The sequence below is a fragment of the Alkaliphilus transvaalensis ATCC 700919 genome, assembly GCF_000621485.1.
Classification (GTDB): Bacteria; Bacillota; Clostridia; order Peptostreptococcales; family Natronincolaceae; genus Alkaliphilus; species Alkaliphilus transvaalensis.
This window is the reverse complement of record NZ_JHYF01000017.1, coordinates 74132-100059: the sequence shown is the minus strand read 5'-3', so window position 1 is coordinate 100059 and position 25928 is coordinate 74132. Positions and strand designations below refer to the sequence as shown.

The 25928-nt window shown below is 33.4% G+C and carries 34 protein-coding genes; 29 read left to right on the top strand and 5 right to left on the bottom strand.

Features of this window, described 5'->3' with window-relative positions; genetic code table 11:
- The first annotated feature begins 10 nt into the window (after nucleotides 1–10).
- The 7 genes from T335_RS22850 to T335_RS0113260 are packed head-to-tail and all read left to right on the top strand — an operon-like array spanning nucleotide 11 to nucleotide 3700.
- A complete protein-coding gene (locus T335_RS22850) occupies nucleotides 11–646 on the top strand; it encodes a stage V sporulation protein AA (RefSeq protein WP_026477988.1) in 636 nt (211 codons plus the stop codon).
- Entirely contained in the window at nucleotides 643–1053 is a 411-nt protein-coding gene (locus tag T335_RS0113285) for a stage V sporulation protein AB (protein ID WP_026477987.1), read from the top strand. The genes T335_RS22850 and T335_RS0113285 overlap by 4 nt, the downstream gene beginning before the upstream one ends.
- A gap of 14 nt (nucleotides 1054–1067) precedes the next feature.
- Entirely contained in the window at nucleotides 1068–1226 is a 159-nt protein-coding gene (locus T335_RS22315) for a hypothetical protein (RefSeq protein WP_156943690.1), read from the top strand.
- A gap of 12 nt (nucleotides 1227–1238) precedes the next feature.
- A complete protein-coding gene (spoVAC, locus tag T335_RS0113275; protein ID WP_026477986.1) occupies nucleotides 1239–1694 on the top strand; it encodes a stage V sporulation protein AC in 456 nt (151 codons plus the stop codon).
- Nucleotides 1695–1710: 16 nt separating this feature from the next.
- Entirely contained in the window at nucleotides 1711–2733 is a 1023-nt protein-coding gene (spoVAD, locus tag T335_RS0113270) for a stage V sporulation protein AD (RefSeq protein ID WP_026477985.1), read from the top strand.
- Between the two features lie 11 nt (nucleotides 2734–2744).
- Nucleotides 2745–3104: a stage V sporulation protein AE gene (spoVAE, locus tag T335_RS0113265; protein WP_026477984.1), complete on the top strand. Its 360-nt coding sequence runs from the start codon at nucleotides 2745–2747 to the stop codon at nucleotides 3102–3104.
- A 17-nt stretch (nucleotides 3105–3121) separates the two neighbouring features.
- Nucleotides 3122–3700: a stage V sporulation protein AE gene (locus T335_RS0113260; RefSeq protein WP_026477983.1), complete on the top strand. Its 579-nt coding sequence runs from the start codon at nucleotides 3122–3124 to the stop codon at nucleotides 3698–3700.
- Nucleotides 3701–3921: 221 nt separating this feature from the next.
- Here T335_RS0113260 and T335_RS20745 read toward each other — a convergent pair whose 3' ends face one another.
- Nucleotides 3922–6537 carry a transglycosylase domain-containing protein gene (locus T335_RS20745; RefSeq protein WP_051569313.1) on the bottom strand — a complete coding sequence of 872 codons (2616 nt, stop codon included), beginning with the start codon at nucleotides 6535–6537 and terminating at the stop codon, nucleotides 3922–3924.
- Nucleotides 6538–6828: 291 nt separating this feature from the next.
- On the opposite strand from T335_RS20745, the gene yunB reads away from it, so the two are divergent.
- The 4 genes from yunB (at nucleotide 6829) to T335_RS0113235 (ending at nucleotide 10447) form a co-directional block, all read left to right on the top strand.
- Nucleotides 6829–7503 (top strand): sporulation protein YunB, encoded by a 675-nt coding sequence (gene yunB / locus T335_RS0113250; protein WP_034328491.1) that lies wholly within the window; start codon nucleotides 6829–6831, stop codon nucleotides 7501–7503.
- 488 nt (nucleotides 7504–7991) lie between these two features.
- The gene (locus T335_RS20740; protein ID WP_051569312.1) at nucleotides 7992–8276 is read left to right on the top strand and encodes a helix-turn-helix transcriptional regulator; all 285 of its coding nucleotides are present in this window, start codon (nucleotides 7992–7994) and stop codon (nucleotides 8274–8276) included.
- A 152-nt stretch (nucleotides 8277–8428) separates the two neighbouring features.
- Nucleotides 8429–9709: a GTPase HflX gene (gene hflX / locus T335_RS0113240; protein WP_408605166.1), complete on the top strand. Its 1281-nt coding sequence runs from the start codon at nucleotides 8429–8431 to the stop codon at nucleotides 9707–9709.
- A gap of 18 nt (nucleotides 9710–9727) precedes the next feature.
- A complete protein-coding gene (locus tag T335_RS0113235; protein ID WP_026477980.1) occupies nucleotides 9728–10447 on the top strand; it encodes a HEAT repeat domain-containing protein in 720 nt (239 codons plus the stop codon).
- 13 nt (nucleotides 10448–10460) lie between these two features.
- Here T335_RS0113235 and T335_RS0113230 read toward each other — a convergent pair whose 3' ends face one another.
- Nucleotides 10461–10925, bottom strand: a complete 465-nt coding sequence (locus tag T335_RS0113230; RefSeq protein WP_026477979.1) for a DUF3189 family protein — start codon at nucleotides 10923–10925, stop codon at nucleotides 10461–10463.
- A 248-nt stretch (nucleotides 10926–11173) separates the two neighbouring features.
- Here T335_RS0113230 and T335_RS0113225 point away from each other — a divergent pair, with 248 nt between their 5' ends.
- The 3 genes from T335_RS0113225 (at nucleotide 11174) to T335_RS0113215 (ending at nucleotide 12809) form a co-directional block, all read left to right on the top strand.
- The gene (locus T335_RS0113225) at nucleotides 11174–11605 is read left to right on the top strand and encodes an NUDIX domain-containing protein (RefSeq protein WP_026477978.1); all 432 of its coding nucleotides are present in this window, start codon (nucleotides 11174–11176) and stop codon (nucleotides 11603–11605) included.
- Nucleotides 11606–11723: 118 nt separating this feature from the next.
- On the top strand, nucleotides 11724–12368 hold the full coding sequence (locus T335_RS0113220) for a YigZ family protein (protein ID WP_278246900.1): 645 nt from the start codon (nucleotides 11724–11726) through the stop codon (nucleotides 12366–12368).
- 42 nt (nucleotides 12369–12410) lie between these two features.
- Nucleotides 12411–12809, top strand: a complete 399-nt coding sequence (locus T335_RS0113215; protein WP_026477976.1) for a CoA-binding protein — start codon at nucleotides 12411–12413, stop codon at nucleotides 12807–12809.
- 139 nt (nucleotides 12810–12948) lie between these two features.
- Here the strand turns inward: T335_RS0113215 and T335_RS0113210 are convergent, their stop codons facing one another.
- Together T335_RS0113210 and T335_RS0113205 are read right to left on the bottom strand one after the other, a co-directional pair.
- On the bottom strand, nucleotides 12949–13308 hold the full coding sequence (locus tag T335_RS0113210; protein ID WP_026477975.1) for a sulfite exporter TauE/SafE family protein: 360 nt from the start codon (nucleotides 13306–13308) through the stop codon (nucleotides 12949–12951).
- Nucleotides 13305–13670, bottom strand: coding sequence for a sulfite exporter TauE/SafE family protein (locus T335_RS0113205; protein WP_026477974.1), 366 nt, complete (start codon nucleotides 13668–13670; stop codon nucleotides 13305–13307). The genes T335_RS0113210 and T335_RS0113205 overlap by 4 nt, the downstream gene beginning before the upstream one ends.
- A gap of 147 nt (nucleotides 13671–13817) precedes the next feature.
- Here T335_RS0113205 and cysK point away from each other — a divergent pair, with 147 nt between their 5' ends.
- The 6 genes from cysK to T335_RS0113170 all read left to right on the top strand — a co-directional run bounded on the left by cysK (nucleotide 13818) and on the right by T335_RS0113170 (nucleotide 19079).
- Nucleotides 13818–14744 (top strand): cysteine synthase A, encoded by a 927-nt coding sequence (gene cysK / locus T335_RS0113200; protein ID WP_026477973.1) that lies wholly within the window; start codon nucleotides 13818–13820, stop codon nucleotides 14742–14744.
- A gap of 362 nt (nucleotides 14745–15106) precedes the next feature.
- A complete protein-coding gene (locus tag T335_RS0113190) occupies nucleotides 15107–15409 on the top strand; it encodes a hypothetical protein (protein ID WP_026477972.1) in 303 nt (100 codons plus the stop codon).
- Nucleotides 15410–15775: 366 nt separating this feature from the next.
- Nucleotides 15776–16249, top strand: a complete 474-nt coding sequence (locus T335_RS0113185; RefSeq protein ID WP_026477971.1) for a hypothetical protein — start codon at nucleotides 15776–15778, stop codon at nucleotides 16247–16249.
- A gap of 218 nt (nucleotides 16250–16467) precedes the next feature.
- On the top strand, nucleotides 16468–17211 hold the full coding sequence (gene nadE / locus T335_RS0113180; protein ID WP_408605165.1) for an NAD(+) synthase: 744 nt from the start codon (nucleotides 16468–16470) through the stop codon (nucleotides 17209–17211).
- Between the two features lie 127 nt (nucleotides 17212–17338).
- Nucleotides 17339–18058 (top strand): YebC/PmpR family DNA-binding transcriptional regulator, encoded by a 720-nt coding sequence (locus T335_RS0113175; protein WP_026477969.1) that lies wholly within the window; start codon nucleotides 17339–17341, stop codon nucleotides 18056–18058.
- A gap of 274 nt (nucleotides 18059–18332) precedes the next feature.
- Nucleotides 18333–19079, top strand: a complete 747-nt coding sequence (locus tag T335_RS0113170; protein WP_026477968.1) for a stalk domain-containing protein — start codon at nucleotides 18333–18335, stop codon at nucleotides 19077–19079.
- 257 nt (nucleotides 19080–19336) lie between these two features.
- On the opposite strand, the gene T335_RS0113165 is transcribed toward T335_RS0113170, so the two are convergent.
- Nucleotides 19337–19591: a hypothetical protein gene (locus tag T335_RS0113165; RefSeq protein WP_156943688.1), complete on the bottom strand. Its 255-nt coding sequence runs from the start codon at nucleotides 19589–19591 to the stop codon at nucleotides 19337–19339.
- 393 nt (nucleotides 19592–19984) lie between these two features.
- On the opposite strand from T335_RS0113165, the gene T335_RS20735 reads away from it, so the two are divergent.
- The 9 genes from T335_RS20735 (at nucleotide 19985) to T335_RS0113120 (ending at nucleotide 25735) form a co-directional block, all read left to right on the top strand.
- Nucleotides 19985–20581, top strand: a complete 597-nt coding sequence (locus T335_RS20735; RefSeq protein ID WP_034328533.1) for a 3'-5' exonuclease — start codon at nucleotides 19985–19987, stop codon at nucleotides 20579–20581.
- Nucleotides 20582–20686: 105 nt separating this feature from the next.
- Nucleotides 20687–20980, top strand: coding sequence for a hypothetical protein (locus tag T335_RS0113155; protein ID WP_026477966.1), 294 nt, complete (start codon nucleotides 20687–20689; stop codon nucleotides 20978–20980).
- 185 nt (nucleotides 20981–21165) lie between these two features.
- Complete coding sequence (locus T335_RS21700) at nucleotides 21166–21888, top strand: class I SAM-dependent methyltransferase (RefSeq protein ID WP_051569311.1); 723 nt, start codon at nucleotides 21166–21168, stop codon at nucleotides 21886–21888.
- Nucleotides 21889–21954: 66 nt separating this feature from the next.
- Nucleotides 21955–22695, top strand: a complete 741-nt coding sequence (locus tag T335_RS0113145) for an aminoglycoside phosphotransferase family protein (protein ID WP_026477965.1) — start codon at nucleotides 21955–21957, stop codon at nucleotides 22693–22695.
- A gap of 198 nt (nucleotides 22696–22893) precedes the next feature.
- Complete coding sequence (locus T335_RS0113140) at nucleotides 22894–23292, top strand: hypothetical protein (RefSeq protein WP_034328487.1); 399 nt, start codon at nucleotides 22894–22896, stop codon at nucleotides 23290–23292.
- Between the two features lie 162 nt (nucleotides 23293–23454).
- On the top strand, nucleotides 23455–24099 hold the full coding sequence (locus T335_RS0113135) for a hypothetical protein (RefSeq protein ID WP_026477963.1): 645 nt from the start codon (nucleotides 23455–23457) through the stop codon (nucleotides 24097–24099).
- An 85-nt stretch (nucleotides 24100–24184) separates the two neighbouring features.
- Nucleotides 24185–24721, top strand: a complete 537-nt coding sequence (locus tag T335_RS0113130) for an RNA polymerase sigma factor (RefSeq protein ID WP_026477962.1) — start codon at nucleotides 24185–24187, stop codon at nucleotides 24719–24721.
- Nucleotides 24708–25052, top strand: a complete 345-nt coding sequence (locus tag T335_RS0113125; RefSeq protein WP_026477961.1) for a hypothetical protein — start codon at nucleotides 24708–24710, stop codon at nucleotides 25050–25052. Before T335_RS0113130 ends, T335_RS0113125 begins: the two co-directional genes overlap by 14 nt.
- Nucleotides 25052–25735 (top strand): hypothetical protein, encoded by a 684-nt coding sequence (locus T335_RS0113120; protein ID WP_026477960.1) that lies wholly within the window; start codon nucleotides 25052–25054, stop codon nucleotides 25733–25735. The genes T335_RS0113125 and T335_RS0113120 overlap by 1 nt, the downstream gene beginning before the upstream one ends.
- Nucleotides 25736–25928: the final 193 nt, after the last annotated feature.

Here is a 25928-nt window from a genome sequence, read left to right as displayed (position 1 = left end):
GAGGGACTCTATGGATAACAAAGGACAAATCTATATTCAGTCTAAAGAAAAAATTGTTATCGAAGCTACGCAAGATCTTCAACTTAAGGATTTAATAGAAATATTTGCTGAGGAAACTGAAAAAAAGAAAATTGAAGAAATAAACTTTGCTATTAATCATAGAAAAAAAGGTAATAGCTATATTGTTCCTATTATTTCATTGGTACAGTTGATCAAAAAAGAGTTTCCTGAACATATCATTCTAACCATTGGTACACCAGAGATTATTATTAATTTAAAGGATGATCAGACAGAAGTAGATAAGTATAAGTATTTTAGGCTGGCTCTAGTCTGCTTCTTATTGTTTATTGGCTCTATAACGGCTATTATCAATTTCCATGCAGATGTCGATATGCCCCAGGCTCATAAAACTATATATCGTATTGTTACAGGAATCGAAACAGAGTCACCTTTAATACTTCAAATACCCTATAGTTTGGGTATAGGGGCCGGAATGTCGGTTTTTTTTAATCACATTTTTAAAAAGAGAATCAATAATGAACCTAGCCCCCTTGAAGTGGAAATGTATTTGTACCAGCAAAATATGGATGCTTATTTAAAGGATCATGATCAAAATATAACACCAGAAGAGAAGGGATCAAAATGAGAAATCTTCTTGTGATTTTTTTAGGCTTTTCTAACGGAATAATTGTAGGGAGTGGGATTGTAGCGTTGTTAACATTGCTGGACATTATTCCAAGATTAGCCCAATTAACAAAAACCTACCACTATATTACCTTATATGAGAATGTGATTATTTTGGGAGCAACCTTAGCTGCTTTTTCTTCCCTTACTGGCGTAAGTATCAACTTTAATGTATACTTCATTATCATTATCGGTTTTTTTATGGGCACTTTTGTAGGGATGCTGGCTTCAGCCCTTGCTGAGGTAATGAATGTTATTCCTGTAATTATCAGAAGATTTAAGTTAGATGGATTTGTTATCTATATTCTATATTCTCTGGTTTTTGGAAAAGTATTAGGATCTTTAATACACTGGGTGATTATTCATTAAAGGAGTTGCTTAACATGAAAAATCTGAATCTATATCAAGACATTCCTAAAATTAAAGCATGCTTACTAGAAAATAGAGAAGAAAGAAAGGTCATACATCAGTTTAATCATCATGGGAGAGAACTTGATTTAGAAAATCTGAAGGGAAAATATACGTTAAACGAGATTCGTTAACGGAGGTGGAAGATGGCAAAGAGAAACCAAACAACTGAAAATAAGAAGTATCAAGAATATGTTGAAAAAAATGCACCTAAACCCAACTATTTAAAAAATTGTATATGGGCTTTCCTTATTGGAGGTCTGATTAGTACTTTTGGGCAATTTGTTCATAATCAGATTGAATCAAGGATGGGATTAAGTCATTTAGATGCCACTAATGCAACAATTCTTGTGATGATTTTCTTAGGAGCCCTCTTAACAGGTTTGGGAGTATATGATTTAATTGGAAAACGGGCTGGTGCTGGTTCAATTGTTCCAATTACAGGGTTCGCAAATTCAATTGTTTCTCCTGCTATGGAATTCAAGCGGGAAGGATTTATTTTTGGGGTTGCTGGCAGAATGTTTAGCCTGGCTGGACCTGTTTTGGTTTATGGAATCACTTCTTCAGTAATTGTAGGGATTATTTATTACTTAATCGGCTAATAGGGGAGGGAGTAAAATGGCGGTAAAAAAAATCGGGAGTCAAACAGTTAAGCTATTAAACCCTCCATCTATCATTGCCACCGCTTCTTTAGTAGGGCCAAAAGAGGGTCAAGGACCTTTGGGGAATTATTTTGACAAAGTATTAGAAGATGATTTGTTCGGGGAAGATAGTTGGGAGAAGGCAGAAAGTAAAATGCTAAGGGAGGCTGTAAGCACTGTAATTAGCAGGGCAGATTTAAAAAATGTTGATATTGATTACCTATTTGGAGGAGATCTACTTAATCAATTGATGTCAACAAGTTTTGCGGCTAGAGATCTTCAAATTCCCCTTTTTGGATTATACGGAGCTTGTTCAACAATGTCAGAAGCCCTAGGTCTTTCTGCGATGGTTATAGATGGTGGTTTTGCTGACCTATGTATTGCCACAACTGCTAGTCATTTTTCCACCGCTGAAAGACAATTTAGATATCCTTTAGAACTAGGGAATCAACGACCCTTAACTTCCCAATGGACTGTGACGGGGGCAGGAGCTGCTCTCTTGGGTAAGCATAAAGAAGGGCCCTATATAACCCACTGTACTACTGGCAAAGTGATTGACTATGGGATTGTTGATGCAAATAATATGGGTGCGGCAATGGCTCCTGCAGCTGCAGATACTATTGGCAGACATTTTGATGATACGAATACATTACCTGAGGAATACGATTTAATAATTACTGGCGATTTAGGTAGATATGGACGGGATATTGCAAGTGATTTACTTAAAACAAAAGGATATCAGGTAATTAAGAACTTTACAGATTGTGGAATAGAAATCTTTGACCCTAAAAAACAAGATACCCATGCTGGAGGAAGTGGATGTGGCTGCTCAGCTGTAGTATTTTCTGGTTACTTATTTAAATTATTAAAGGAAAAGAGTCTTAATAAAATACTACTTGTTTCAACTGGTGCTTTATTTTCTCCTACAAGTGCTCAGCAGGGAGAATCAATCCCCTGTATAGCCCACGCTGTCACAATAGAAAGCAAAAAAATGAATTAGGAGGCAGTTTCATGGCTGGTTATATAAGTGCTTTTTTTATTGGGGGGGTAATTTGTGTTATTGGTCAACTTTTGATGGATGGAACGAAATTAACTCCAGCCCATGTGTTGGTGCTATTTGTAACAGCAGGAGTAGTTTTAACTGCTATAGGAGTGTATGAGCCATTAGTAAAGTTTGGTGGTGCTGGGGCTACTATTCCGTTACCTGGCTTTGGTTATTCATTGGCTAAAGGGGCCATGGAGGGAGTAAAGGAAGATGGGTTACTGGGGGCCTTTATAGGTGGGGTTCGTGCCACCTCGGGAGGAATTACGGCCGCAGTTGTTTTTGGCTATTTAATGGCAGTACTGTTTAATCCTAAAACAAAACCATAAAGTTAGGAGTTAGTATAATGGATACAAATGAGAAAAGAAAAGTAATTATTGTGACTGATGGGGATTCTTGTGCCCAGCGATCAATTGAAAAAGCAGTCTTAAATATAGGCGGCAGATGTATATCCCAGTCAGGAGGGAACCCTACACCACTAACTGGAGCAGAAATAGTAGATTTAATAAAAATAGCAAAATACGATCCAGTAGTAGTTATGACAGATGACGAGGGAAATGTTAATACTGGTATTGGTGAAAGGGCTTTAAAACAAATTATGAATCATCCAGATATAGAGGTATTGGGGGTCATTGCAGTGGCTTCCAACACTAAAGAAGTTGAAGGAGTTCATGTAGACTTCTCGATAGATGCTGATGGAAACATGATTAATAAAGCTGTTGATAAAGATGGGAATCCTGGTTTTAATAAGGTGCTTTATGGTGATACTGTTGATGTCTTAGAGAATGCAGGGAATAGACCCCTTATTATTGGTATTGGTGATGTAGGTAAAATGAATGGTAAAGACGACTTTAGAAGAGGTGCACCGATTATTACTAAAGCACTTAAAGAGATTTTAAATAGGAAGGGAAATCGACTAAATTAATCATAATTTCTTAGATATGAACTTAGTCACCTTTGATATGAACAAAGCCATCTTTGGAAGATTAAAGGATGGGCTTAGTCCCTTTTCCTCAAACCTATTACCTATTAAGTAAAATATTATATACAAAAAATTAATGTAGAATCTTCATATTGGTTTTAAAAAATTCGTTAGAAAAAGGCCTCAGCATAGCTGAAGCCTTTTTTACATAGATAAACAGTTAATTAATTCCCGTTGTCATTGCTATTATTGTTGTTATTATTACCACCGAAAATATTTCTGATAATATTTCGTACATCATTATCACTATCGTCGTCATCATCATCGTTATCGTCAGTAGGTGGATCTGTTATATCGACGTCGATATCATCTTGATCAGAATTATTGTTTCCTGGATATGGGTTAACGTCAATCCAATCAGTTAAAGGATCATAGTATTCTGTTGGTAGATCATAATTATAATCGGCTGGTTTAATTCCCTTGTTCTCTTCTGGATAATAGGGAACTGGTCTTCTTACCAGAAGTCTTGTTTCAACTTCCCATGGTGGTGTTAGATCAGTTGCTAACTTACCTGTTGGAGTATGAATTTCTGCCATAACATGAAGGTCACATTCTGTTGTAGGCTCTGTACCTTTAATAAATAGTTCAGTTCGAATCAAGTTACCACGTGGATCTAAAGCACAATAGGGTCCTGGTAATTTCCCTGAAATTCTACATACCTGAACTCTAATAATATCACTTGGTTCATCAAAATCCTTTGGACTTAAATCTTCATGAATTCTTTTCATGATTTTATTCCATAACTGTGCTGAAGCTCTACTTCCTTGACCTAAATTACTTGGCATATCGTTTCCGATCCAAACTGCTGCTGTATAATAAGGTGTATAGCCAGCAAACCAAGCATCTTCATTAGAAGTTGTTGTACCAGTTTTACCAGCAACAGGTATTCTTGAGTTACCGCCATAAAGGCTAGCGGTAGAACCTGTACCACTTGTAACTGCAGATTTAAGCAGATCAGTCATAATAAAAGAAACTTGAGGTGTTAATACTCTAGTAACTGTTGGTTTATTGTCGATCAATAGGTTTCCGTATCGATCGTAAACCTCTGTAAAAGTAATAGGATCAATTCTAACCCCACTATTTGCCAATGTGGCATAGGCGGTTGTTAGATCTAGTGGTGTTACCCCTTTAGTCATACCCCCTAAAGCTGTAGAATAGGTTTCGTCATGACTTCTACCTCGGCTAGTTACGACTGGGTCCTCACTAGTAACAATTGTAGAAATTCCCATTTTTTCCATATAGTCAAACATTATTTTGAAGGAAGAACGGTCATCGTGACCTAACATGCTGGCAATTTTAACAGGTATAACGTTGTTTGATTCTTGCACAGCTTGTCTAATGGCTGTTAGACCTTTATAACCGCTAGTTCCAAAGTTTTTAGGCCATGGCTCATCTGGTCGATTACGATCTAAATAAATTGGAACATCATCTATAACAGAAGCTGTTGTAAATCCATTATCTATTGCAGCTGTATATACTGCAATAGGCTTAATAGAAGACCCTGGTGGTCTAGGGTTTAAGGCTCTATTAAATATCTGTTGACCAGAAGAGCCCCTTCCTCCAACTAATGCTTTAATTTCACCTGTGTGTTGGTCAATAATAACCATTGCAGATTGTGGTTGAAGAAGGCCATTATCATCTTCTCTACTTGATGGAAAATTAGATGAGTTAGCGTATTCTTCCTCTACGATTCTTTGCATATTTACGTCCATTGTACTAAAGATTTTTAAGCCGCCAGAGTATAATAATGTTTGGGCTTCTTCTCTAGTATAACCCTCATTTTCTAGGGCATTTAGCACGTCTTTTTTCACTAAGTCTCCAAAATATGAAGAGATATCTTCAGCTGCTAATCGATTTGGATCTAAACTTGCAACAATATCTTCCTCTAGGGCAGCATCATATTCTGCATCAGTAATAACTCCATTTCTTCTCATAACACCTAAAACTGTTTTTTGTCTTGTAAGGGTCTCTTCATTAAAGATAATTGTATAGGTTCCATCAGAATCATCTATTACATGGTGATGTTCTTGGATTTGGTCCTTATATAAATATTTTAATGGAGAATACCTATGGGGAGAACGGGTGATTCCAGCAATTAGGGCAGACTCAGCTAGTGTAAGCTCGCCAACATCTTTAGAAAAATATGCTTGTGATGCAGCTTGCACCCCATAGTTTAAGCCTCCCAATGGGATTGTGTTTAAATAGGCTTCTAAGATTTGCTCTTTAGTTAGCTGTCTATTAAGCTGTATACCATAGTAGGCATCTTTAATTTTACGACTATAACTTCGGTCGCTTCTAGAAAGATAAATATTTCCAGCTAATTGTTGATTAATGGTACTGGCGCCCTGTCTAGAACCTGTCGTGAAGTTAGTCCAGAAGGCTCGGATGATTCCCTTAAGGTCGACACCACTGTGGGTCCAGAAACGTTCATCTTCAATGGATACAAAAGCGTCAACTAAATGTTTCGGAATTTCATCATAATCAACAATCATTCTTACATTGTTACTCTGAATCTTTTCTATTACTTGTCCATTTGAATCTAAAATAAAGGAACTAGTTTCAAGTAAATCATAAATATTAGAAGGATCGATAGGCTCGGCATCTTTAATAATACCAAAAACGATTCCTGCTACGGCACCTGCACCGATAAAACCTACAAGAATGGTTAGTACCAAAAAGATTTTTAAAGCCTTAAAGAATTTCTTCTTATTAGAACTCTTTTTATCTTTTGTAGTTCTTCGATTTTCACTGGTTGTTGTTTTTTTATTATTATCTGACATTGTTTTTACCTCCATCTAAGAAAATGCATTTGTAGAATCAGGGAAATGCATGAAATCCAAAACTATTATAACATATTTATGACCATGTGTTAAATTAAATAAATTTTGATAGATCATCATGCTATACGCTTTATTATATTATATCATAAATTCTTCTATCATAGAGTATGAGGGAATCTTTAAGTTTATATACAGAAGGTGGTAAAAGTAAGACAAAATTAGTAAAATACAATAAAAATAAACACATAACTTATCTATAATCATATACATATATATAGGGGGGTGTTGCAGGTGTATATCCATAAACGAAAAAAATATATCAAATACAAAATATTATTTATGCTATTTTTTATATTTGTCACCCTCATTACTGCCTTTATATATATAGATCGGGAAGTTATGCCCACTGTCCAAACAATAGGTGTTCTGAAGGCACAAGAATTATCGACAAGGGCAGTGAATATTGCTGTTAGTGAAGTCTTGGAAAACGGTATAGATTATAGAGATCTTGTTTATATAGAAAAGGACCATGAAGGTGTTATTACCATGATGCAGGCAAATACCATTACCATGAATAAAATTGCCTCTGATATTGGGATTAATATTCAAGACCATTTAAGGGAAATGCGGACATCATCTGAGGGAATTCCCCTTGGTAATGTTTTGGGAACCCAGTTATTTGCCCAATATGGGCCTCGAATTAAAGTGCAGATTACCCCGATGGGAATGGTGGATGTTAATTTCGGAACAGCGTTTGAGCAGTCGGGTATTAATCAAACAAGGCATAGGATATTTCTGATTGTTACATTAAATGTCAATGTAATTGTCCCTTTTAATTCCGAAGCATTAACAGTAACGACAACAGTACCATTAGCTGAAACTGTAATTGTAGGGCGAGTACCGCAAACGATGTTTCAAATGCCTAATGATAATTTCCTTAATATTTCTCCTTTATATGTCGATTAATATTATTAGCAGGTTTAGCCTGCTTTTTTTCTGTCTATAATCTAATAGGAACAGGTTAATTAAGTCATTTATAGAGGGTTAGGAAAGTAAAATAAAGTATAAAAAACAATAAATATGGCGAAAGAAGAATTTTATGAAAGAATACAGTTGGAAATTATGAAATAAAATGCATAGGAAAGTTAACATCTAAGGATTGTTAATTTTTAAACAATTGTAGCATTTTTTTGAATAATAGGTTATAATAAGGACTATAAGGATTCAGAAAATTAACATATAAAATGTTATTACATATTACATACATACATGTAAAGATTAATTTAATATTTATGCTATTTTAATGTATAAATATACGTTTTAAAGAAGCAATTTTTATAATTTATTAGATTAATAGGCATCAAAAAATGCTTCATAACACGAATATATTTTTTATACTGTACTTCATATAACAATGAAAATAAATTAAAGTAAAAAAAGAAAGGTGATTTCAAATGGAAACTGCATCAGAAAGAGCAAGAAGAGTATTAGGAAAAGGAATAAGAAAAAAGAGATTTAGAAGGCTTAAGAATTGGGAGGTTAAGAATCGATATATGTTAGGGCTTATGTTTGCAGATGATATTAAAGTAAGTGACCTGGCAGAAAGAATTGGCGTATCTCCAAGAACAGTTCAAGCGTGGATTTATGAAGGAAGGATTCCAAAGGATGAAAATATTGAAAAGGTTTGTAAGGTTTTAAAATGTCCAGAGGAAATTCTTTTTAGAGAACTTAGAAACTAATTTAAGTACTTACTTGATAACACCAATAAATCTTTTATTGGTGTTATTTTTATGGGTATGTGGTAAATGTTAGTTGTTTCTTACGACAAAAACGGGTATGATATGTTTGTAAGGACACATATAAGAGGTATGGGAGGGATATATATATGGAAATGCAAACACAAGAAGTAATACATAATCGTGCAATACTAGTAGGAATGAATCATACTGGTAGACATGAAGAAATAGACATCGAGGCTTCAATGATAGAACTTGATGAGCTGGCACAAGCAGCAGGGGTAGAAGTATTAGCTACAACAATCCAGAATCGTTCTGCTGTTAATGTGGCCCTATATATTGGTAAAGGTAAGGTTGAAGAAGTTAGAAATCTATGTGAAACTTTAGAGGCAAACCTAATCATTTTTAATGATGAACTATCTGGGTCTCAAATCAGAAATTTAGAAGAGGCTATAGGGGTAGATGTAATCGATCGAACAACTTTAATTTTAGACATATTTGCCCAAAGGGCAACTAGTAAAGAAGCTAAATTACAGGTTGAATTAGCTCAATTAAAATATCGGTTACCTCGATTAACTGGTCTCGGAAAAAAGTTATCAAGGCTTGGGGCTGGAATCGGCACGAGGGGGCCTGGTGAAACAAAGTTAGAGACAGACCGAAGACATATCTTAAGAAAAATAGACTATATTAAGGAAGAATTACAGGAAGTTAAAAAAGTAAGGGAAGTTCAGCGTTCGCAAAGAATGAAGTCAGAACTACCTATTGTAGCATTAGTGGGATATACAAATGCAGGGAAATCTACTTTAATGAATGTATTACTAAGAAATAGCCAAGAGTATGAAGTCGATAGGGAAGTTTATGCTGAAAACATGCTTTTTGCTACTTTAGAAGTTTCATTAAGAAAGATGAACTACCCAGACAACTTGAATTTTCTATTAACAGATACAGTTGGTTTTGTAAGTAAGTTGCCCCATAACTTGGTAGATGCTTTTAAAGCAACTTTAGAAGAGGTTACATATGCAGATTTACTTTTACATGTCATTGATGCATCTAATGAAAACTATCACTTACAAAAAGAGACGACCCTTAAGGTTCTTAAGGAGTTAAAGGTAGATTCAAAAAAAATAATCGATGTATATAACAAAGTTGACGCTATTGAAGACATTAGTAGTATACCTAAAGATGAGAATACTCTGGCGATTTCTGCTCTTGAAGGAATTCACCTTGATCAATTGATAGAAGTCATTCGAAGAGAAGTTGGTACCAGTATGATTGAAGCTGAGTTATTAATTCCTTATAATAAGGGAAGTGTTGCATCACAGCTTCATGAAGATGCAATTGTATTGTCCTCTGAATATCAAGAAGAAGGTATTTTTATGCAGGTTAAAGTACCAGCTACTGATTACGCTAAAATCAAAGAATATGAAAAGAAATAAATGAGTGTGGTGGAGATGATGGATGTCGTTTATTCCTCAAAAGAATATACTTGGGAGGATCTGAATAACTTCAATAATGAAGAAGCAGATTATTTAATCACCTATCTTTTATATCGTGAAGGAAAGAACATTGACTTGATTAGCAGAATTCGGAACCTACCAAAAGATATTGTTCAAGAACACATATTAAAGTTGAAGATGAATCAAAAAAAGAATGATAAGAAGTCTGATAAAAAAAATGATAAAAAGACAGATAAAATAAGTTATCACCCTAGCTTTATTAATCTCTTAGCTGCTGACAAAAATAAGAGAATCAAGATTTTAGCAGAACTAAAGCCAAAGGAAAAAGAAGGACTTGCTTTATATTTAAATAAGATTTTACCTGCCATCGATAATGCAGAGGATAAAATGATTGCCCTTTGGATTGCTGGTCAATTAAAGGACGAAAGACTGTTATCCGTAATAAGAAGTGAAATAGAACATAAACATGGTGGGGTAAGAAGAATGGTTTGTTCTGCTTTGGGACGTATTCCCCATGTTGATAATATGGAAGTCCTTCATAGGGGATTACAAGATGGAAAGCCTCAAGTACGTCAATATGCAGCTAAAGCGCTACTTGAAATTGGTGATGAAAAGACATTAAAACGTCTGAAGAATTTATTGAATAATCCTAAAGAGCTTGAGTATGTCAAAAGATCATATATCCAAACGATGGAGATTATCCAAAAAAAATTATAAAAAAAGAAGTAGGCTAATGGGGTTCCCTTAGCCTCTTTTTTGTAGCCTTCACAATTTCAACCAAATCGAAATAGGCATGTAATGATCCTCTAGCAACAATTGGTCTTCCAAATTTAACCCAATTCCATCTTCGAGAGGCCATGCCACCGATCCTCATTAAGGTATTTACGGAAGAGAGGGTAGAGACGATTAATAGGTTATCGCAGTTACCATTTAACAACTTCCACGTGTCTTCAATAACAGGGATAACTAAGTGGGGAACAAATTGCCTGCTTAAGTTGTATATACGATTACCCATTTCATCTGTTCCTCTATAGATTATTTTTCCCCGATCTCTAACTGTCATAGTATCAAAGTAGGGGATATGAAGAATATCCTCAATGCTAGGTTTATGATCCATAGGAAGTTTATTTAAATGGATGGCTGTCGCTAAAACAGAAGAATGGGCTCCACCCACACAATGGTAAATGACATGCAAAAAAATCACCTACTTTATCTTTGTTCTATAACTTAGTATGTCTTATATTGGCTAAAAAAAATTGTGAAAAGATTGCATGCTTTATAAATAAATGGTAATTATATGTTATAGGTAGGAATAGTATAAAGTAATAGAAATAGCAAGTAAAGTTACGTAAATTTTAAAAGAATTTTCAGAAAAATACGTTGTAATATTCCTAATTTTGGTGTATCTTAATAATAAGTACAATGGAAGGAGGAGGACTGTCGATGCTGTTAAGAAATTGTGCAGGCGGTGTTGTGTTCTATGCAAATCAAGTTTTTATCATGAAAAATGAAAAAAATGAGTGGGTTTTACCAAAAGGGGTAATTCGTAATGATGATCTTTCCTGGGAGGTAGCATTAAAACGCGTTAAGGTAGAAACGGGTATTGATGCTGAAATTTTAGCCAGTGCAGGAGGAACAAGTTACGAATTTTTTTCTATCTCTAGGAAACAACCAGTATGCAACGAAATAACGTGGTATATCATGTCTACAACTTCCAAACATTATAAAGTAAACCATGAGCTAGGATTCAAAGAAGGTGGTTTTTATCCAGTAGATAAAGCCATTTCAATGATCACCCATAGTCAAGACAGATCATTAGTAAGTTTATCATATAAGAAGTATAAGGAAATTAAACGTGAAAAGGTAGTTGTTTAAAAAAGTTAATGAAAAATAAAGGAAGCGGCGAGGGTTGGGCTGCTTCTTTTATTTGTATTGTAATATTGGCTTGTGTTATAATGGTGGCAAAATAGCAGTAAAGGAACGTGATATGATGATCGAAGAATATAGAACACTATTAGAATCTGGAGAAGATGAGATCATAATAGAAAGATCTAAATTTATTGGCTATGCTGCCCCCATTACTACCGAAGAAGAAGCTTTAGCTTTTATAAAGAACCTTAAAGCTAAACATTGGGATGCTAACCATAATGTCCACGCTTATGTAGTTGGCTATAACAATGAAGTACAACGATATAGTGATGATGGGGAGCCGTCGGGTACAGCGGGCATTCCTGTTTTAGAAGTGATTAAAAAGGAAAACTTAAGAAATATTGTTGTTGTGGTGACCAGGTACTTTGGTGGAATAAAATTAGGCGCAGGGGGTTTAGTTAGAGCCTATACTAAGGGTGCTAAAATAGGGCTAGAAGCAGGTAAAATGATTAGTAAAAGAATGTATAGACTAATTGAAGTAAAAGTAGATTATACCCTCTTAGGAAAGCTACAAAATGAAATTCTGCAAAAAGGATATTTTATAAAAGAAATTGTTTACGAAGACTTAGTTAATTTTAGAGTGTTAATCAAAGTAAATGAAGTAGATGGATTTAAGGAAGCTATTATAGATTGGTCAAACAACCGTTGTGAAATTATTGATGGAGTAGAAGAATATTTAACTGAACTAGATGGAAAACTTGTAGTGTAACTAGGAATAAGTTGGGTATATTGTATTTGAGGAGGGGATGACATGGATCAAATCGAACTTAATAAGAAGGAAATGATGTCTAAAAAAGTATGGGCTGTAGTTGGCGCTACCCCAGACCAACAAAAATTTGGTTATAAAATATATAAAAAACTAAAGGATCATGGTTATAAGGTATATGGGGTTAATCCTAAATATACTGAAATTGAAGGGGATTTATTATACAAGAGTATAGCAGAATTACCTGAGAAACCCCAGTGCGTTGATATGGTAGTTAACCCTACCGTTACAATGGCCACCTTAGAAGATATACATAAGTCGGGAATCGAGTATGTATGGTTTCAACCGGGTACCTTTGATGAAGAAGTGATTGACAAGGCAGAAGCCTTGGGATTAAAAATTGTTTATTATGATTGTGTTCTTGTTGAACTAGATAAAGTGTAAATGCTTATCAAAGTTTATAAAATGAGTATAAGGATATTAAGGGTAAAAAAGGCATAAAAGATAAAAAAGACGTAAAAGATAACAAAGATATAGAAAGATATAAAAAGGATAGATGAAGGGATAGACAAAATTATCATGTCTATTCCTTTTTTCTACCCTTGTAAAAAAACTCGTAGATGCCCATAGCCAATAGAAAAAAGCCGAATAGTTTTCTTAATGTATCAGATGGAATGTTTAAGGCAAGTTTTGAGCCTGCCCAGGCTCCAATTAAGCCGAATAAAACAATTGGAGCTGCCAATTTAAAAATAATATTTTTATTTTTAATATGAACATATAAAGCTACAATTGCAACGGGAATGAAGGAGATTAAATTAATGCTTTGAATGGTTTGTTGTTTGAGGCCTGTTAAAATAATTAATCCAGGTATTAAAATTGTTCCACCACCAATACCCATACCGCCTATAATTCCTGTAATTAACCCTAAAATAAAAATAATCATGTCATAATCATCCTTATAGCTGCAATAATCATTACGATACCAAAAATTTGCCTTAACCTGCTGGCAGAGAAACGAGTTAAAGACTTAGAGCCAATATAGCTACCAATTACCCCACCAAGGGCAACATTAAAGGTTATACCTAAATTTGAAAATCCATTTCTATAGTAGATAAAGCTACTGATTAATGCAAAGGGGAGGATAATCGATATAGCTGTGGCATGGGCCTTGTGTTGAGAAACGCCAAAAACAAAATATAAAGCAGGGACGATAATTGTTCCCCCACCTGCACCAAATAGTCCATTTATCACACCAGCAATAAACCCAACACTAATAATTTTAATCCATTGATATTTTATTTTCATTAGTCCACCTCAAAATTTTTAGCATTAAATTTAATTTAACCAGCTATAATAAAAGTATTCACTACAAAAAACTTGACACTACTGGTAGATAATACATATAATGTATATAAAACATATCGAAATAGTAGGAAATGGAGGGTTTTAAAAATGAAAAAAGTAAATTATATCTATGAATTAATTGGAAATACACCTTTAGTAAAGCTTAATAGGCTAGTAGAAGAGGATATGGCTGATATCTATTTAAAGTTAGAATTCTATAATCCTGGTTCTAGTGTTAAGGATCGTATCGCTTTAAATATGATAGAGCAAGCAGAAAAAGAAGGTAAATTAAAAGAGGGATCTACCATTATAGAGCCCACAAGTGGAAATACAGGCATCGGGCTTGCAATGATCGGAGCTGCTAAAGGATATCCCGTTATTTTAGTTATGCCTGAGACTATGAGTATGGAAAGAAGAAGATTACTTAAGGCATATGGGGCTCAATTAGTGTTGACTCCAGGAGAAAAGGGGATGAAGGGGGCAATTGAAAAGGCAAAAGAATTAGCTGTAGAGAATCCTGATTACTTTATGCCTCAACAATTTGAAAACTTAGCGAATCCTGAAATCCATAGAGTAACAACAGCAGAAGAAGTATGGGATATGATGGAGGGAAATATTGACGCCTTTGTTGCAGGAGTAGGTACAGGTGGTACAGTAACTGGTGTAGGTGAAATACTGAAAAAGAAAAATCCTAACATTAAAATTGTTGCAGTAGAACCAGAAAAGTCACCTGTTATTTCTGGAGGGCAACCAGGTCCCCATAAAATTCAAGGGATTGGGGCAGGATTTATTCCTGAAATTTTAAATGTTGATGTGATTGACGAAATCATTAAAATAGATGATGATGTTGCTATGGAGACTGCAAGAAAGTCTGCAGCATTAGAAGGAGTTTTAGTTGGGATTTCATCGGGTGCAGCCATAGAAGCAGCATTGCAAGTAGCTAAAAAACTTGGAAAAGGGAAGCAAGTTGTTGTGGTAATTCCTTCATCAGGTGAAAGATATTTAACAACTGCATTGTTTAATTTTGAAGACTAGGTATAAGTTATTTAGATAAAATAATATTAATATAAGAAGGGTAATGGTTGGCTAACATCTAACTATTACCCTTCTTATTTATGTTAAATACCCCTTATTGATATGAAAAATATTTAAATTATGGTATAATCTTCCTGTAGATTTTTGTAGATAATTTATATAAATTATAGATTCAGAGTAGTTTAGGTTTGTAGGAGGAATTGATAATGCCCAAAATAGTGATTAAAGTTCTCCTAATCTCAATAATAATATTGACATTAGTATTTGTAGCTATAAGAGTAGTTAGGTTTAAAATATAACAATCTGTATCATGGTTAGAGGACCAAAACATAGGCTTAATTGAATTACCAAATCATTATGCTGTGGAAAAAATTAGTGTCAACAACCGTATTATTACACATAGTGATAAAGGTATCGTTATAAAAAGGGATGTCATAGAGATTGGTTGGAATGATCGGTATCTACTATATAAAAGAGTTTTTATTGACTCTAATATTGAAGAAGTAGAAATCGGGATAATAGATACAGAGAGTGGGGAAATTCTGTATTTAGATGAAGATGAGATAAGAAGAAAATTATTAGAATTAAATGTTACTGATGAAATTAGTCTCAAAAATGTAGCAATGTTTTTTTCAGAAACAAGAGGTTTTTACAATAACAATTAAGGTATTTTTCAAAAGGTCTCTACAGGATTTTATCTTTGGAGACCTTTTTGAGTACTGGTTACAATCTGAACCCAATCAAATCCCAGCAAATGGTAGTTAAAATAACTTATAATAATACTTAAGTAAATGATTGGTGATGATGTTTTGTTAGTAGTATAAAAAGAGCGGGACAATGTTGTACAACGGTTAAGAGGGCAGATTCATAAAATTGAAAGTTGATACAACTAGGTGTGTAATGGTAAACTGTTAATATGTAGAAATGAACATGTTAAATTGAAAGGAAATGATAGCAAGTCACAAAGACTTCTATATATAAATAATAAAATAGAAACTCAATTAAATATTTGTTAGAAGGAGGAGTGTATCTTGAAGAAAAAGATTGTATACACAATATGTATTATTGTAATGACTATCCTTGCTCTAAAATTAGTTACCAACTATTGCATAGATCATGTTTATATAGGTAGTAGTGTACTGATGGAAGAAGCAACCTATCCTGAGTATGCTAACAAATATATGGGTTTTGGAGGGTATATCTATAACAATACTATTTTCCCAATAAAAGTTAAACGAATTGAACCCATTGGATATAGAGGGATGGAATACTTTACTACTGCAATCACAACATGGGGACTTTCTGAAGCAAAACGGGAGGATATCTTCGAATTGGAAAATTTAGAAAATAAAACAATCTTACCCAAGAAAAAGCATGAGATTGGCATATTCTACGAGTTTACGGGTGAATATGCTGTCAATACGTCAGCATATATACTAGACTATACCATCTTTGGAATCAAATTTAGTAAAGTAAGCCTGGTTCAAGGATTAAATGATATATAATTGAGATTTATGATTTAAGATTAATTTAATTACCTAAAGTCATCCTTTAATTCTTCCAAAGGAAAACTTCTTTTTCATTGAATAGACAAAATAAACACTTAGTAGCATAGGGTATATAAGGAATATTTTTTCATGAATATTAGTATACACTAAACAAATATTAGTTAAATATGATATAATATTTCTTAAAAAAATGATAGGAGTTGATGGACTTGTCAATAGAAATAGAAAATAAAATCCAGCAAGTGGTGGAATGGTTACGGGAAAAAGTAAAAGAGTCGGGGGCAAAGGGGCTTTTAGTGGGTATTTCTGGTGGAATCGATTCTGCAGTTGTAGCTAACTTAATTAAACGTGCTTTTCCAGACAACTCATTAGGCGTCATTTTACCTATTAATAGCAACCCAAAGGATGTGGAAGATGGCATTGCTGTAGCTGAGAAGGCTGAAATAAAGTATATGGAGATTGAATTAAGTGATGAGAAAAAGAGTATTTTAAACCATGTAACAAATGCTTTAAAAGAACAAGGTGCTTTTGATGAGGAGCGAGCTAGAATTACCGATGCTAACTTAAGGGCAAGGCTGAGAATGAGCACCCTATATGCAGTAGCTAATAACTTAAATTATTTAGTTGTAGGGACGGACAATGAAGCAGAGGTTTACACTGGCTACTTTACTAAGTATGGTGATGGTGGAGTCGATTTACTACCCATAGCTAGGCTTAAAAAATACGAAGTTTTCCAATGGGCAGAGGTATTAGGTGTTCCCAAGTCTGTATTAGAGCGAAAACCATCAGCTGGCTTATGGGAAGGACAAACCGATGAAGCGGAAATGGGTACCACCTATGCCTTTATAGATGCCTTTCTTGAAGGAAAAGAAATTCCTGAAAAGGATCGAGGAATTATTGAAAGACTTCACAGAATTTCCGAGCATAAGCGAGTAATGCCTCCTTATCCAGAGATTTAAGGAATAAATTGATACTCACTTGAAATTATGCTAAAATATATTTGTTATGGAGTAAAAGTACTAGTTTATCAAGCTAGTATCTTAAATACATATAATTGGTAGCAGATATAGACAAGGAGAGATAGAAATGGGACGGATTGGAAATATTATTGATCGTAAAAGCAAACAGGATTCTAAAAGAGCAAAAATCTATACAAAAATGGCAAGATTAATAACGGTTGCAGCTCGCCAAGGTGGCGGGGATCCAGAATATAATGCTGCGTTAAAAAACGCTATTGATAAAGCAAAGGCTGCTAATATGCCAAATGATAATATCGACAGAGCTGTTAAAAAAGGTTCTGGGGAATTGGGTGGAGATAGCTTCGAGCACATTACTTATGAAGGTTATGGTCCAAGTGGTGTTGCAGTTATTGTAGAAGTATTAACAGATAATAGAAACCGTACAGCAGGTGATGTTAGACACTATTTTGATAAAAATGGTGGGAACTTAGGAACAACAGGTTGTGTATCCTTTATGTTTGATAGAAAAGGCCAACTACTAATAGAAAAGGAAGATTCTATTGATGAAGAAACCTTAATGATGGCAGCTTTAGAAGCAGGAGCAGAAGACTTTACTGTTGAAGAGGAAGTTTATCAAGTGGTTACAACACCTGAAGATTTTGCCACAGTAAAGGATGCTTTATTAAAAGATGGCTACAGCTTCCTAAGTGCTGATGTAGTTTTCATCCCTCAAACTGAAGCAACTCTGCAGGGGGAAGATATTAAGAAAATGAGAAAACTAATTGATATGCTTGAAGATAATGATGATGTACAGGAAGTTCATCATAATTGGAATGAGGTTGAGTAGGTAGTTATTTTAACCTTTACAGGTACATCATAAATAGAGCACCTTTTTATGTGGATGTTTATTTTTAATAAATATTCGTATAGGAGGGTGTTTTTGTTAGTAGTCAATATACTCTTCTAAATTCAACTTAGAAAAAATGGAACATAAAATTAGATATATTATTATAAATTTATCCATTTGTCGAAAGTTGCGATGAATAAACAAAGGATTTTAGAAATATATATAGAATTGTTAATTTGGGGTATAAAACAATAAAAAAGAAGGAGATGATGTGATGAGAAACAAAATGAAGGGTTTTATAGCTGGTGTCCTTATTACACTAATCATTATGGCAAACCCTCTTGCATTAGCCCAAGGTTTTAACCAAACTATTAGTGTTTTATTCAACAGCTTAACAATCAAAGTTAATGGGTCAACAGTGAATGCCGATAATATTTTATATAATGGTACTACTTATGTTCCATTGAGGGCAGTTTCTGAAGCATTAGGGAGAGAGGTTTCTTTTGATGGAGCAACATCAACTGTAAATATTAATGACCCAAAAACTCCTGCTCAACAAGCATCGAGTAATAATTCTAGAACTAATCCTGCTAAGGTTGGAGAAACACTAGAACTTGATCGAGACGATTGGTTATATGGAAAGTCAAAAATTCAGGTTACATTAACAGAAGTTATTTCTGGAGATCAAGCGTGGCAAATCGTAAAAGAAGCAAATATGTTTAATAAAGAATTAGATAGTGACGAAGAATACATATTAGCAAAGTTTAAAGTTAAGGTTTTAGAAAATCAAGATAACAAGCCCTTAAGTATTAACAGAACTTTGTTTGATGTAATCAGTAAAGATGGTATACTGTATTCAAGACATGAGACGGTAGCTGGTCTAACACCAGATTTTAGAACGGATATCTACCCTGGAGGGGAACATGAAGGGTTTGTGGCATTTACGGTTAAAAAGAATGATACTCCAGTTGTTGCCATCGATCGTGGGAAAGCTAGTGAGACTTGGTTTAATTTAAGATAGGTTATACTATACTGACTATAGAGAATAAAAAAATAACAAAATCAAAATATATAAAATGAAAGTAGGAAGCATTTAATATGCTTCCTACTTTATTTTAAAACGAATGGGAATGTTCTGCATTAATTATTTTTATACAAAAGAACTTAAGTGATGAGTTTAGCGGATAACTAATTAATTTTGATTAAACTGTGTTAGTACCTTAGTTTCCTTACCTAAAATCATTCTTTTAAATCTTAAAAAGGAAGATTTGATCCAAACTATTCTTGAACAAACTCGAATTTACCTCCTGCAGATTGTATTGCTTGAGCTAAGGTGTTAAAAAGTGGTTTAGAAGAACCTGTAGTACCTAAAAAAGGAAGTCTAATAATTAAGCAAATTCCACTTGGAGAAGTTAATTCAATTATATTAAGAAGATTAATCACAGCACCTGCTGGGATAAAAATTCTGATTAAAGTCCCTGGCAATTGAGGGCAAGGACTACATGGTTTTGGTGTAGGTCTAACTTGAGACATATACATACCTCCTTTCTTTTCACTTCATAATATGTAATACTTTAGTATTTGTGTTAGCTTTGTAAAATTGTTATGCCTTGATTTACCAAAATAAAAAAGGTATACTAAATTGAGATAAGCTAAAGTGTAGATATGTGATTAATTCCTAACAAGGTCATCCCTTGGGCGGTTTTGTATATAATTATTTCTAAATTTAGGTAGGCTTAATAAGTCAGAGTATCATAATTATGTACCTTCTTTTTAGAAATAGAGAATATTTAAGCAGTATAAGGATTAAGATAATATATAGGGGAAATATGAATAATGTTTAATGTAAAATAGAATACTATTTCCTTTAGCTGTATTTATGTATATTATTTAAAGAAGTTGAAAATAAATTATAGTAGGTGACATATGAAATACATTATATTTGATCTAGAGTTTAATTCAGCCTTTAGAATTGATCGAAAAACAAAGCGACTTATGAAGGGTAACAGTAACCCTCTATGTCCACAAGAAATCATTGAAATTGGTGCAGTTAAGGTCAATCAGGACTATGAGATAGAATCTACCTTTGAAATGTATGTAAGACCTCAATTATATGAAAAATTACATCCAAAGGTTAAGCAAAAAACTAATATAAGTCCAGAAGATTTAATAACAGGAAAAACCTTAGCAGAAGCCATTGAAGCTTTTCAATTATGGATCAATGAAGAAGAGTTTACCCTATGCTCATGGGGAAGAGACGACATTAATGAATTAAAGAGAAACTGTAATTATTTTAAGATAGATACAGGTTGGATTCAGAAATACGTTGACATTCAAAAACTATGTATGGTCTTTTTAGAAGCTCCAAAAGGGAACCAGATTGGTTTAAAAAATGCTGTAGAAACTTTTAATATTGAGATAGAATACAAATTTCATAAGGCGTTAAATGATTCCATCTATACTGCTAAAATACTTAAAGTAATTAAAGAGTCTCCAAGTACAAGTATGATTAAAATAGATTAAATGTAGGCTTAAATCCTAGTATTTTGGAATTTATTTAGTCTTATATTTTTATCATGACTGGTAAAATTATATATATAGTGGAATATGATAAAGGAGCTAATGATTATGAGGATAAAGAACATCGTCGAACTAACTGAGCTTGAAGAACAAGAGGGCCTAATGGATATTGTTTTAGATGTCGATTTAGATCAAGAAGTAGCCAGTAGATGGGAATTAGTGAATCCTAAGGTATGGGCTGTATACAGAAAATATGGAGATTATCGATTAGATTATTTAGAGTTAGTCGATAATGGAATGAATGTACACGGATTTGAATTTACAGATAGAGAGAAAAAAGAAATTTTAAGCTTTATAGAAGCAGAAATATTGAGACAGAGTGGAGAAGGACATTTGAATTAGTTTAATAAATGTTAAGAAACCTTGAGGAAACATCTATCATTTGGATAGATGTTTTTTTTGCATAGATGTCGTATAAAGTCGAAGGATAGCTTTTGAAGATTAATGAAAGAAAATATATAATGATAGTATGATTGTTAATTTAAGGTTTCTCTATAAGGGATGTTAAGATAAAAAGGAGGCAGATTATGAACAATATTAGAGAATATTACTTAAGTTATGATGAAGAAAGTAGGCTTATAAAGGATAATGCCCACAAAGTTGAATTCGATACGTCTATTCACCTACTAAATAAATATATAGATGCTAACTCAAAAGTACTTGATATTGGTGCAGGAACAGGCCGTTATACATTTTATTTTGCAAAGAAGGGAGCTTCTGTACTGGCTATAGATTTTGTAGAGAGACATGTAGAAATTATAGAAAATAAGCTAACAAAAATGGAAAACTTAAAAATAAGAGTAGAGCAGGGTGATGCTTTAGATTTATCCAGATTTACAGATGAGGAATTTAACACAATATTATGTATGGGACCATTATATCATCTACCTGAGACAGAACAACAAATTAAGTGTCTAAATGAATGTAGAAGGGTATTGCAAACAGGTGGGATTCTAGCAATAGCTTATATAAATAAAAGTGTACATATGGAATATGGAGGTAATCCTTATTTTGTTGGTTTAGAACCAGACTATATGGAATCAACACTAGACCAATTAGGTTTTAAGGTTAGAGAACATATTGCTACTGATGGGGTCTCCCCCAAAATAGGTAGGTTAATAAATAAACTAAATGAAAAGCAATATAGACAATGGCTAGATTTTAATATAGAAATATGTAAATGTAAAGCTTCAATTGAAAATACATTGCATGCTTTAATCATAGCAGAAAAGATAGAGCAGCCCTGCTAGGGGATGGGTTGCTTATACTTAAGTAAATAAAATAGATTAATTAGAAATAGCTTAAGGAGACATTATATGAAATATGGAAAGATAATTGGTATTGGTAATACAGCTACTGTTTATGATCTAAAAGATGGTAAAGTACTAAAACTTTTTAATAAAGATTATCCTAGTGAAGCTGTAGTAACAGAATTCAAAAATGCGAAGGCAATAAACAATATGAACTTTCCAAAACCTAAGGTATACGAAATGATAAACTGTGAAAATGCCAAAGGCATTATATATGACAAAATTGAAGGCGAATCACTGCTAGATTGGGTTTTGAAAACAGGTGATAGTAGAAGATGTGCTCTTTATATGGCTGAACTTCATAAATTAATTCTTCATAATAAAATTAATAATGTACGAAATTACAAAGGATTTTTGGAAGAAAACATAGTAAAGGGATTAACTGATAATTCAGCTAAACAAAAAGAAATAATGTTAATATTAGATAAATTAGAGAATGGTGATGCTCTTTGTCATGGTGATTATCATCCAGGTAATATATTTATATCTAAAGGACAAGCAGTAGTCATCGATTTTATGAATGTTTGTCATGGACACTTTCTTTATGATGTTGCAAGGACTGTATATTTAATAGAATATACGCCTACACCCTTAAAAATGGAAAATAGAGAGCAGATTTTAGAGTTAAAGAAAACTCTAGCAGATCAATACCTAGAACAAATGGATGTAACCAGAGAAATGATTAAAGATTACCTATTGGTTATCGGGGCTGCTAGATTAGGGGAGTGTCCAAACGAAAACCGTTAATATACTATATTATTTAATTTAGTAAAGATAATAGGTTGAATATTAGGCTGGACTCTAGTTATGTTAGATAATAACAAGGATATTAGGACATCCGTAAGTAAAAATACAATATAAATTCCACCAGTTGTTCATATAATTAAAATAAAGTTATATAACTTCAGAGCTTGTATTAATTGTGAATTTAAAGGGGGAATTAAATTGTATTTTAAACTTTTTAGTATTATTTGGGGTGCCTTAATGATTGGAATAACATTAATCATGCATATCATACCGAAGCAATGGAATGATTTTGAATTGAATAAGATTTATACAGAAGAACGACCAAAATGGGTGTTAGCGGCTGGAGCCATAGCTATTCTAATCGTAGCTACAACGTGGTATAAAGAAATGACAACTGACATTAGCTTTTCTATCTTTTTAACCCTTTTAGTAACCATAACACTAATAAAGATTGCTCATATTATGTTTAATTATGTGAATTTTATAAATTTTGTCATTAAAGCTCTAGTGGAGGACCGAAGCATCATCAACAAAATTAATGTGACTACCACAGTATTAGGATTATTTCTGATTTTATTTGGTTTTTTTATATATTAACAGGGTTCTAGCCATACTCAAAACAATAGGTAATAGTCAATAATTAGATGCTATTAATTCGTAGTATTTGAGAGGTATCGCAGGGTAGATCTTTTTCTTGCTTTTTTATTATTAGTAAGAACATTACTTTATTAGACTTAAAAAGTAGAGGAGGAAGTGGAGATGATAAAAATTGAAGAAATTAAAGTGATGGGATACAAGCAAGAATTACATAATCAATTTATAAGAAATAAAGAAACAGCCTTAGCAATATTAATACCAGGAATCGCATATAGCAATGACATGCCTTTACTTTATTATGTGTCAGAACTTTTAATAGATAAGGGTTATGACATATTAAAAATTAATCCCCATTGGAAGGAAATAGACAGTTTTTTGACTGCAGATTCTGAAGAAAAAAGGAAATGGATCTCTACAGATGTAGTTAATTCTGTAGAAGAAATTTTAAATAAAAAAAAGTACAGTGATATTTTTTTAGTCACTAAGTCAATTGGTATGTTGGGGGCACTTGAAGTCCTAAACAAGAAAGTATTATTTAGAAACGCAAAAGTTCTATGGCTTACCCCTTTATGTCATGTTGATAACCTTGTTAGAGAGTTAATTGACATAGCAAATCAATCACTAATTATGATTGGAACAGCAGATCGATGTTATTCAATTGAAAATATCAAGGCATTAAAGAAACGAAGGAACTATAGAGTAAAAACATTTAGTGGCACAGACCATAGTTTAGAAATTATGGGAGATGTTAAAGGCTCTTTAAAGGTTTTAGAAAAGGTTTTAGAAGAAGTTGAACATTTTATATGAAAAGCCTATATAGAATTGCCACGAGGTTCATAAAAAAATGAACCTTTTTTCATTTTATAAAGATAACTATGTAGGAGGTGATATTTTGAGGGTAGATGAGATTAGTAAATTAGTTGATAGATATGGTCCTCAGATTTATGGGTTTTGCAGAAGGCTTGCTAGAACTAAAGAAAATGCCGATGACCTTTATCAGCAAACCTTTTTGCGGGCGATAGAGGTTTGTGAGAAAATTGATGAAAGAAAAAATCCAAAAGGATATTTAATGGCTATAGTCATCCGACAATGGCAAAATCAAATGAGTAAGTTAGGGCGTAGGGAAAGGATTATATCAAGCCAGGATAATCATGACGATCATATTGATAAAATAAATAATATATCCAATAATTTCAATATTGAAGAAGAGGTAGAAAAAATACTGCTTTATCAAGAAATTGAAAGCCTAATACATCGATTACCTGAAAAATTAAAAGTGATAGTAATTATGCATTACACATCAAGTATGAGCATTAAGGAAATTGCAGAAGTTTTGAGTATACCTGAAGGGACGGTCAAGAGTCGCATTTTTAAGGCTAGAAAGTTACTAAGGGAAAGATTAGAGGAGGGCGGATATGAAAAAGTTTAGCGATGAAGAATTAGAAGAGCTTTTGTTTCGAACGTTAGAATGGAAAGGGCAACCAGATGAAGCCTTAAATATTGCCCTGAAGAAACAATTATTAGAGAGGGAAAAAGGCGCTAATAGAGCTAATAAAAAAGAAAAATCAATTTGGTGGTTACCAGCTTTATCCAGTATAATGATGACATCAACAACGATTTTATGCTTAATAATACTTGCCATCAATCCGATATTAACAAGTCTTATATCATTCTTTCTAATTACTACCAATGCTAGTACAATACTTTTAACTTTAATAGGGGTAAGGAAATTTAGTTTGAAAAAGGAGGCTGTTCTATAATGGATGTTAAATTAGGCTTAATTTTTTCAATTTTAGGTTTGATGCTATTAGCATTGATTTTTCTTGGTTTATGGACATATCGAGATGCAAAATCACGGGGACTAAATGCAGGTCTTTGGGTGGTAATTGTATTGTTGGTACCAAACCTATTAGGGCTCCTTTTATATTTCTTAATAGGGAGAAAAGAGTCTCCGAGAGAATGCCCAGAATGTGGTTCTAAAATGTCCGATACTCAATATGTAAAACCCGTTGGTCATAAGTCGAATAAAGGTCTGTTGGTGGGGTTTGTAACTTGTTTATTAATTATGATTATCCTTGCACTACTATTTTTTGGTTCAATGCTAATGTCAGACTTTAGAACTTCAAGTAGTAGAAGTGTCGGTATCGGTTTGGTGCAGAATAATATAGGTAGTCAATGGAAGGTTTCCTTTAGGAGCTTATCTGGTGGACTCAACAGTAAGCTTACAATTAGAGACGGCTCACCAGAGAAGTTGAATATAAAGACTGAATTGGAAAGTGGCTCATTGACTTTAACTTTACGTCAAGGAGATAAAAGTATTACAATTCCCTTAGATCATAGTACCGAAATCCAACAAGACTTAAAGGAGTTTAAAAATGGCACCCTGCAATTAAAGATAGAAGCAAGTAATGCAAAGGGTGGGAAAGTTAATATATGGTGGTAAGTCCTTTAATGACCTTTACCTCTATATGACAAAAGTCACTTGATTAATTTCTAGTGGCTTTATATTTTGGGACTACATCACTATTGTATGGGTGTGTATGGTGACCTTAAGAAAGGGTGCAATGACTAGAAATCAGTTAAATATTATCTGAATAATAATTACTTATTAAAGAATAATTTTTTGTAAATTTCGG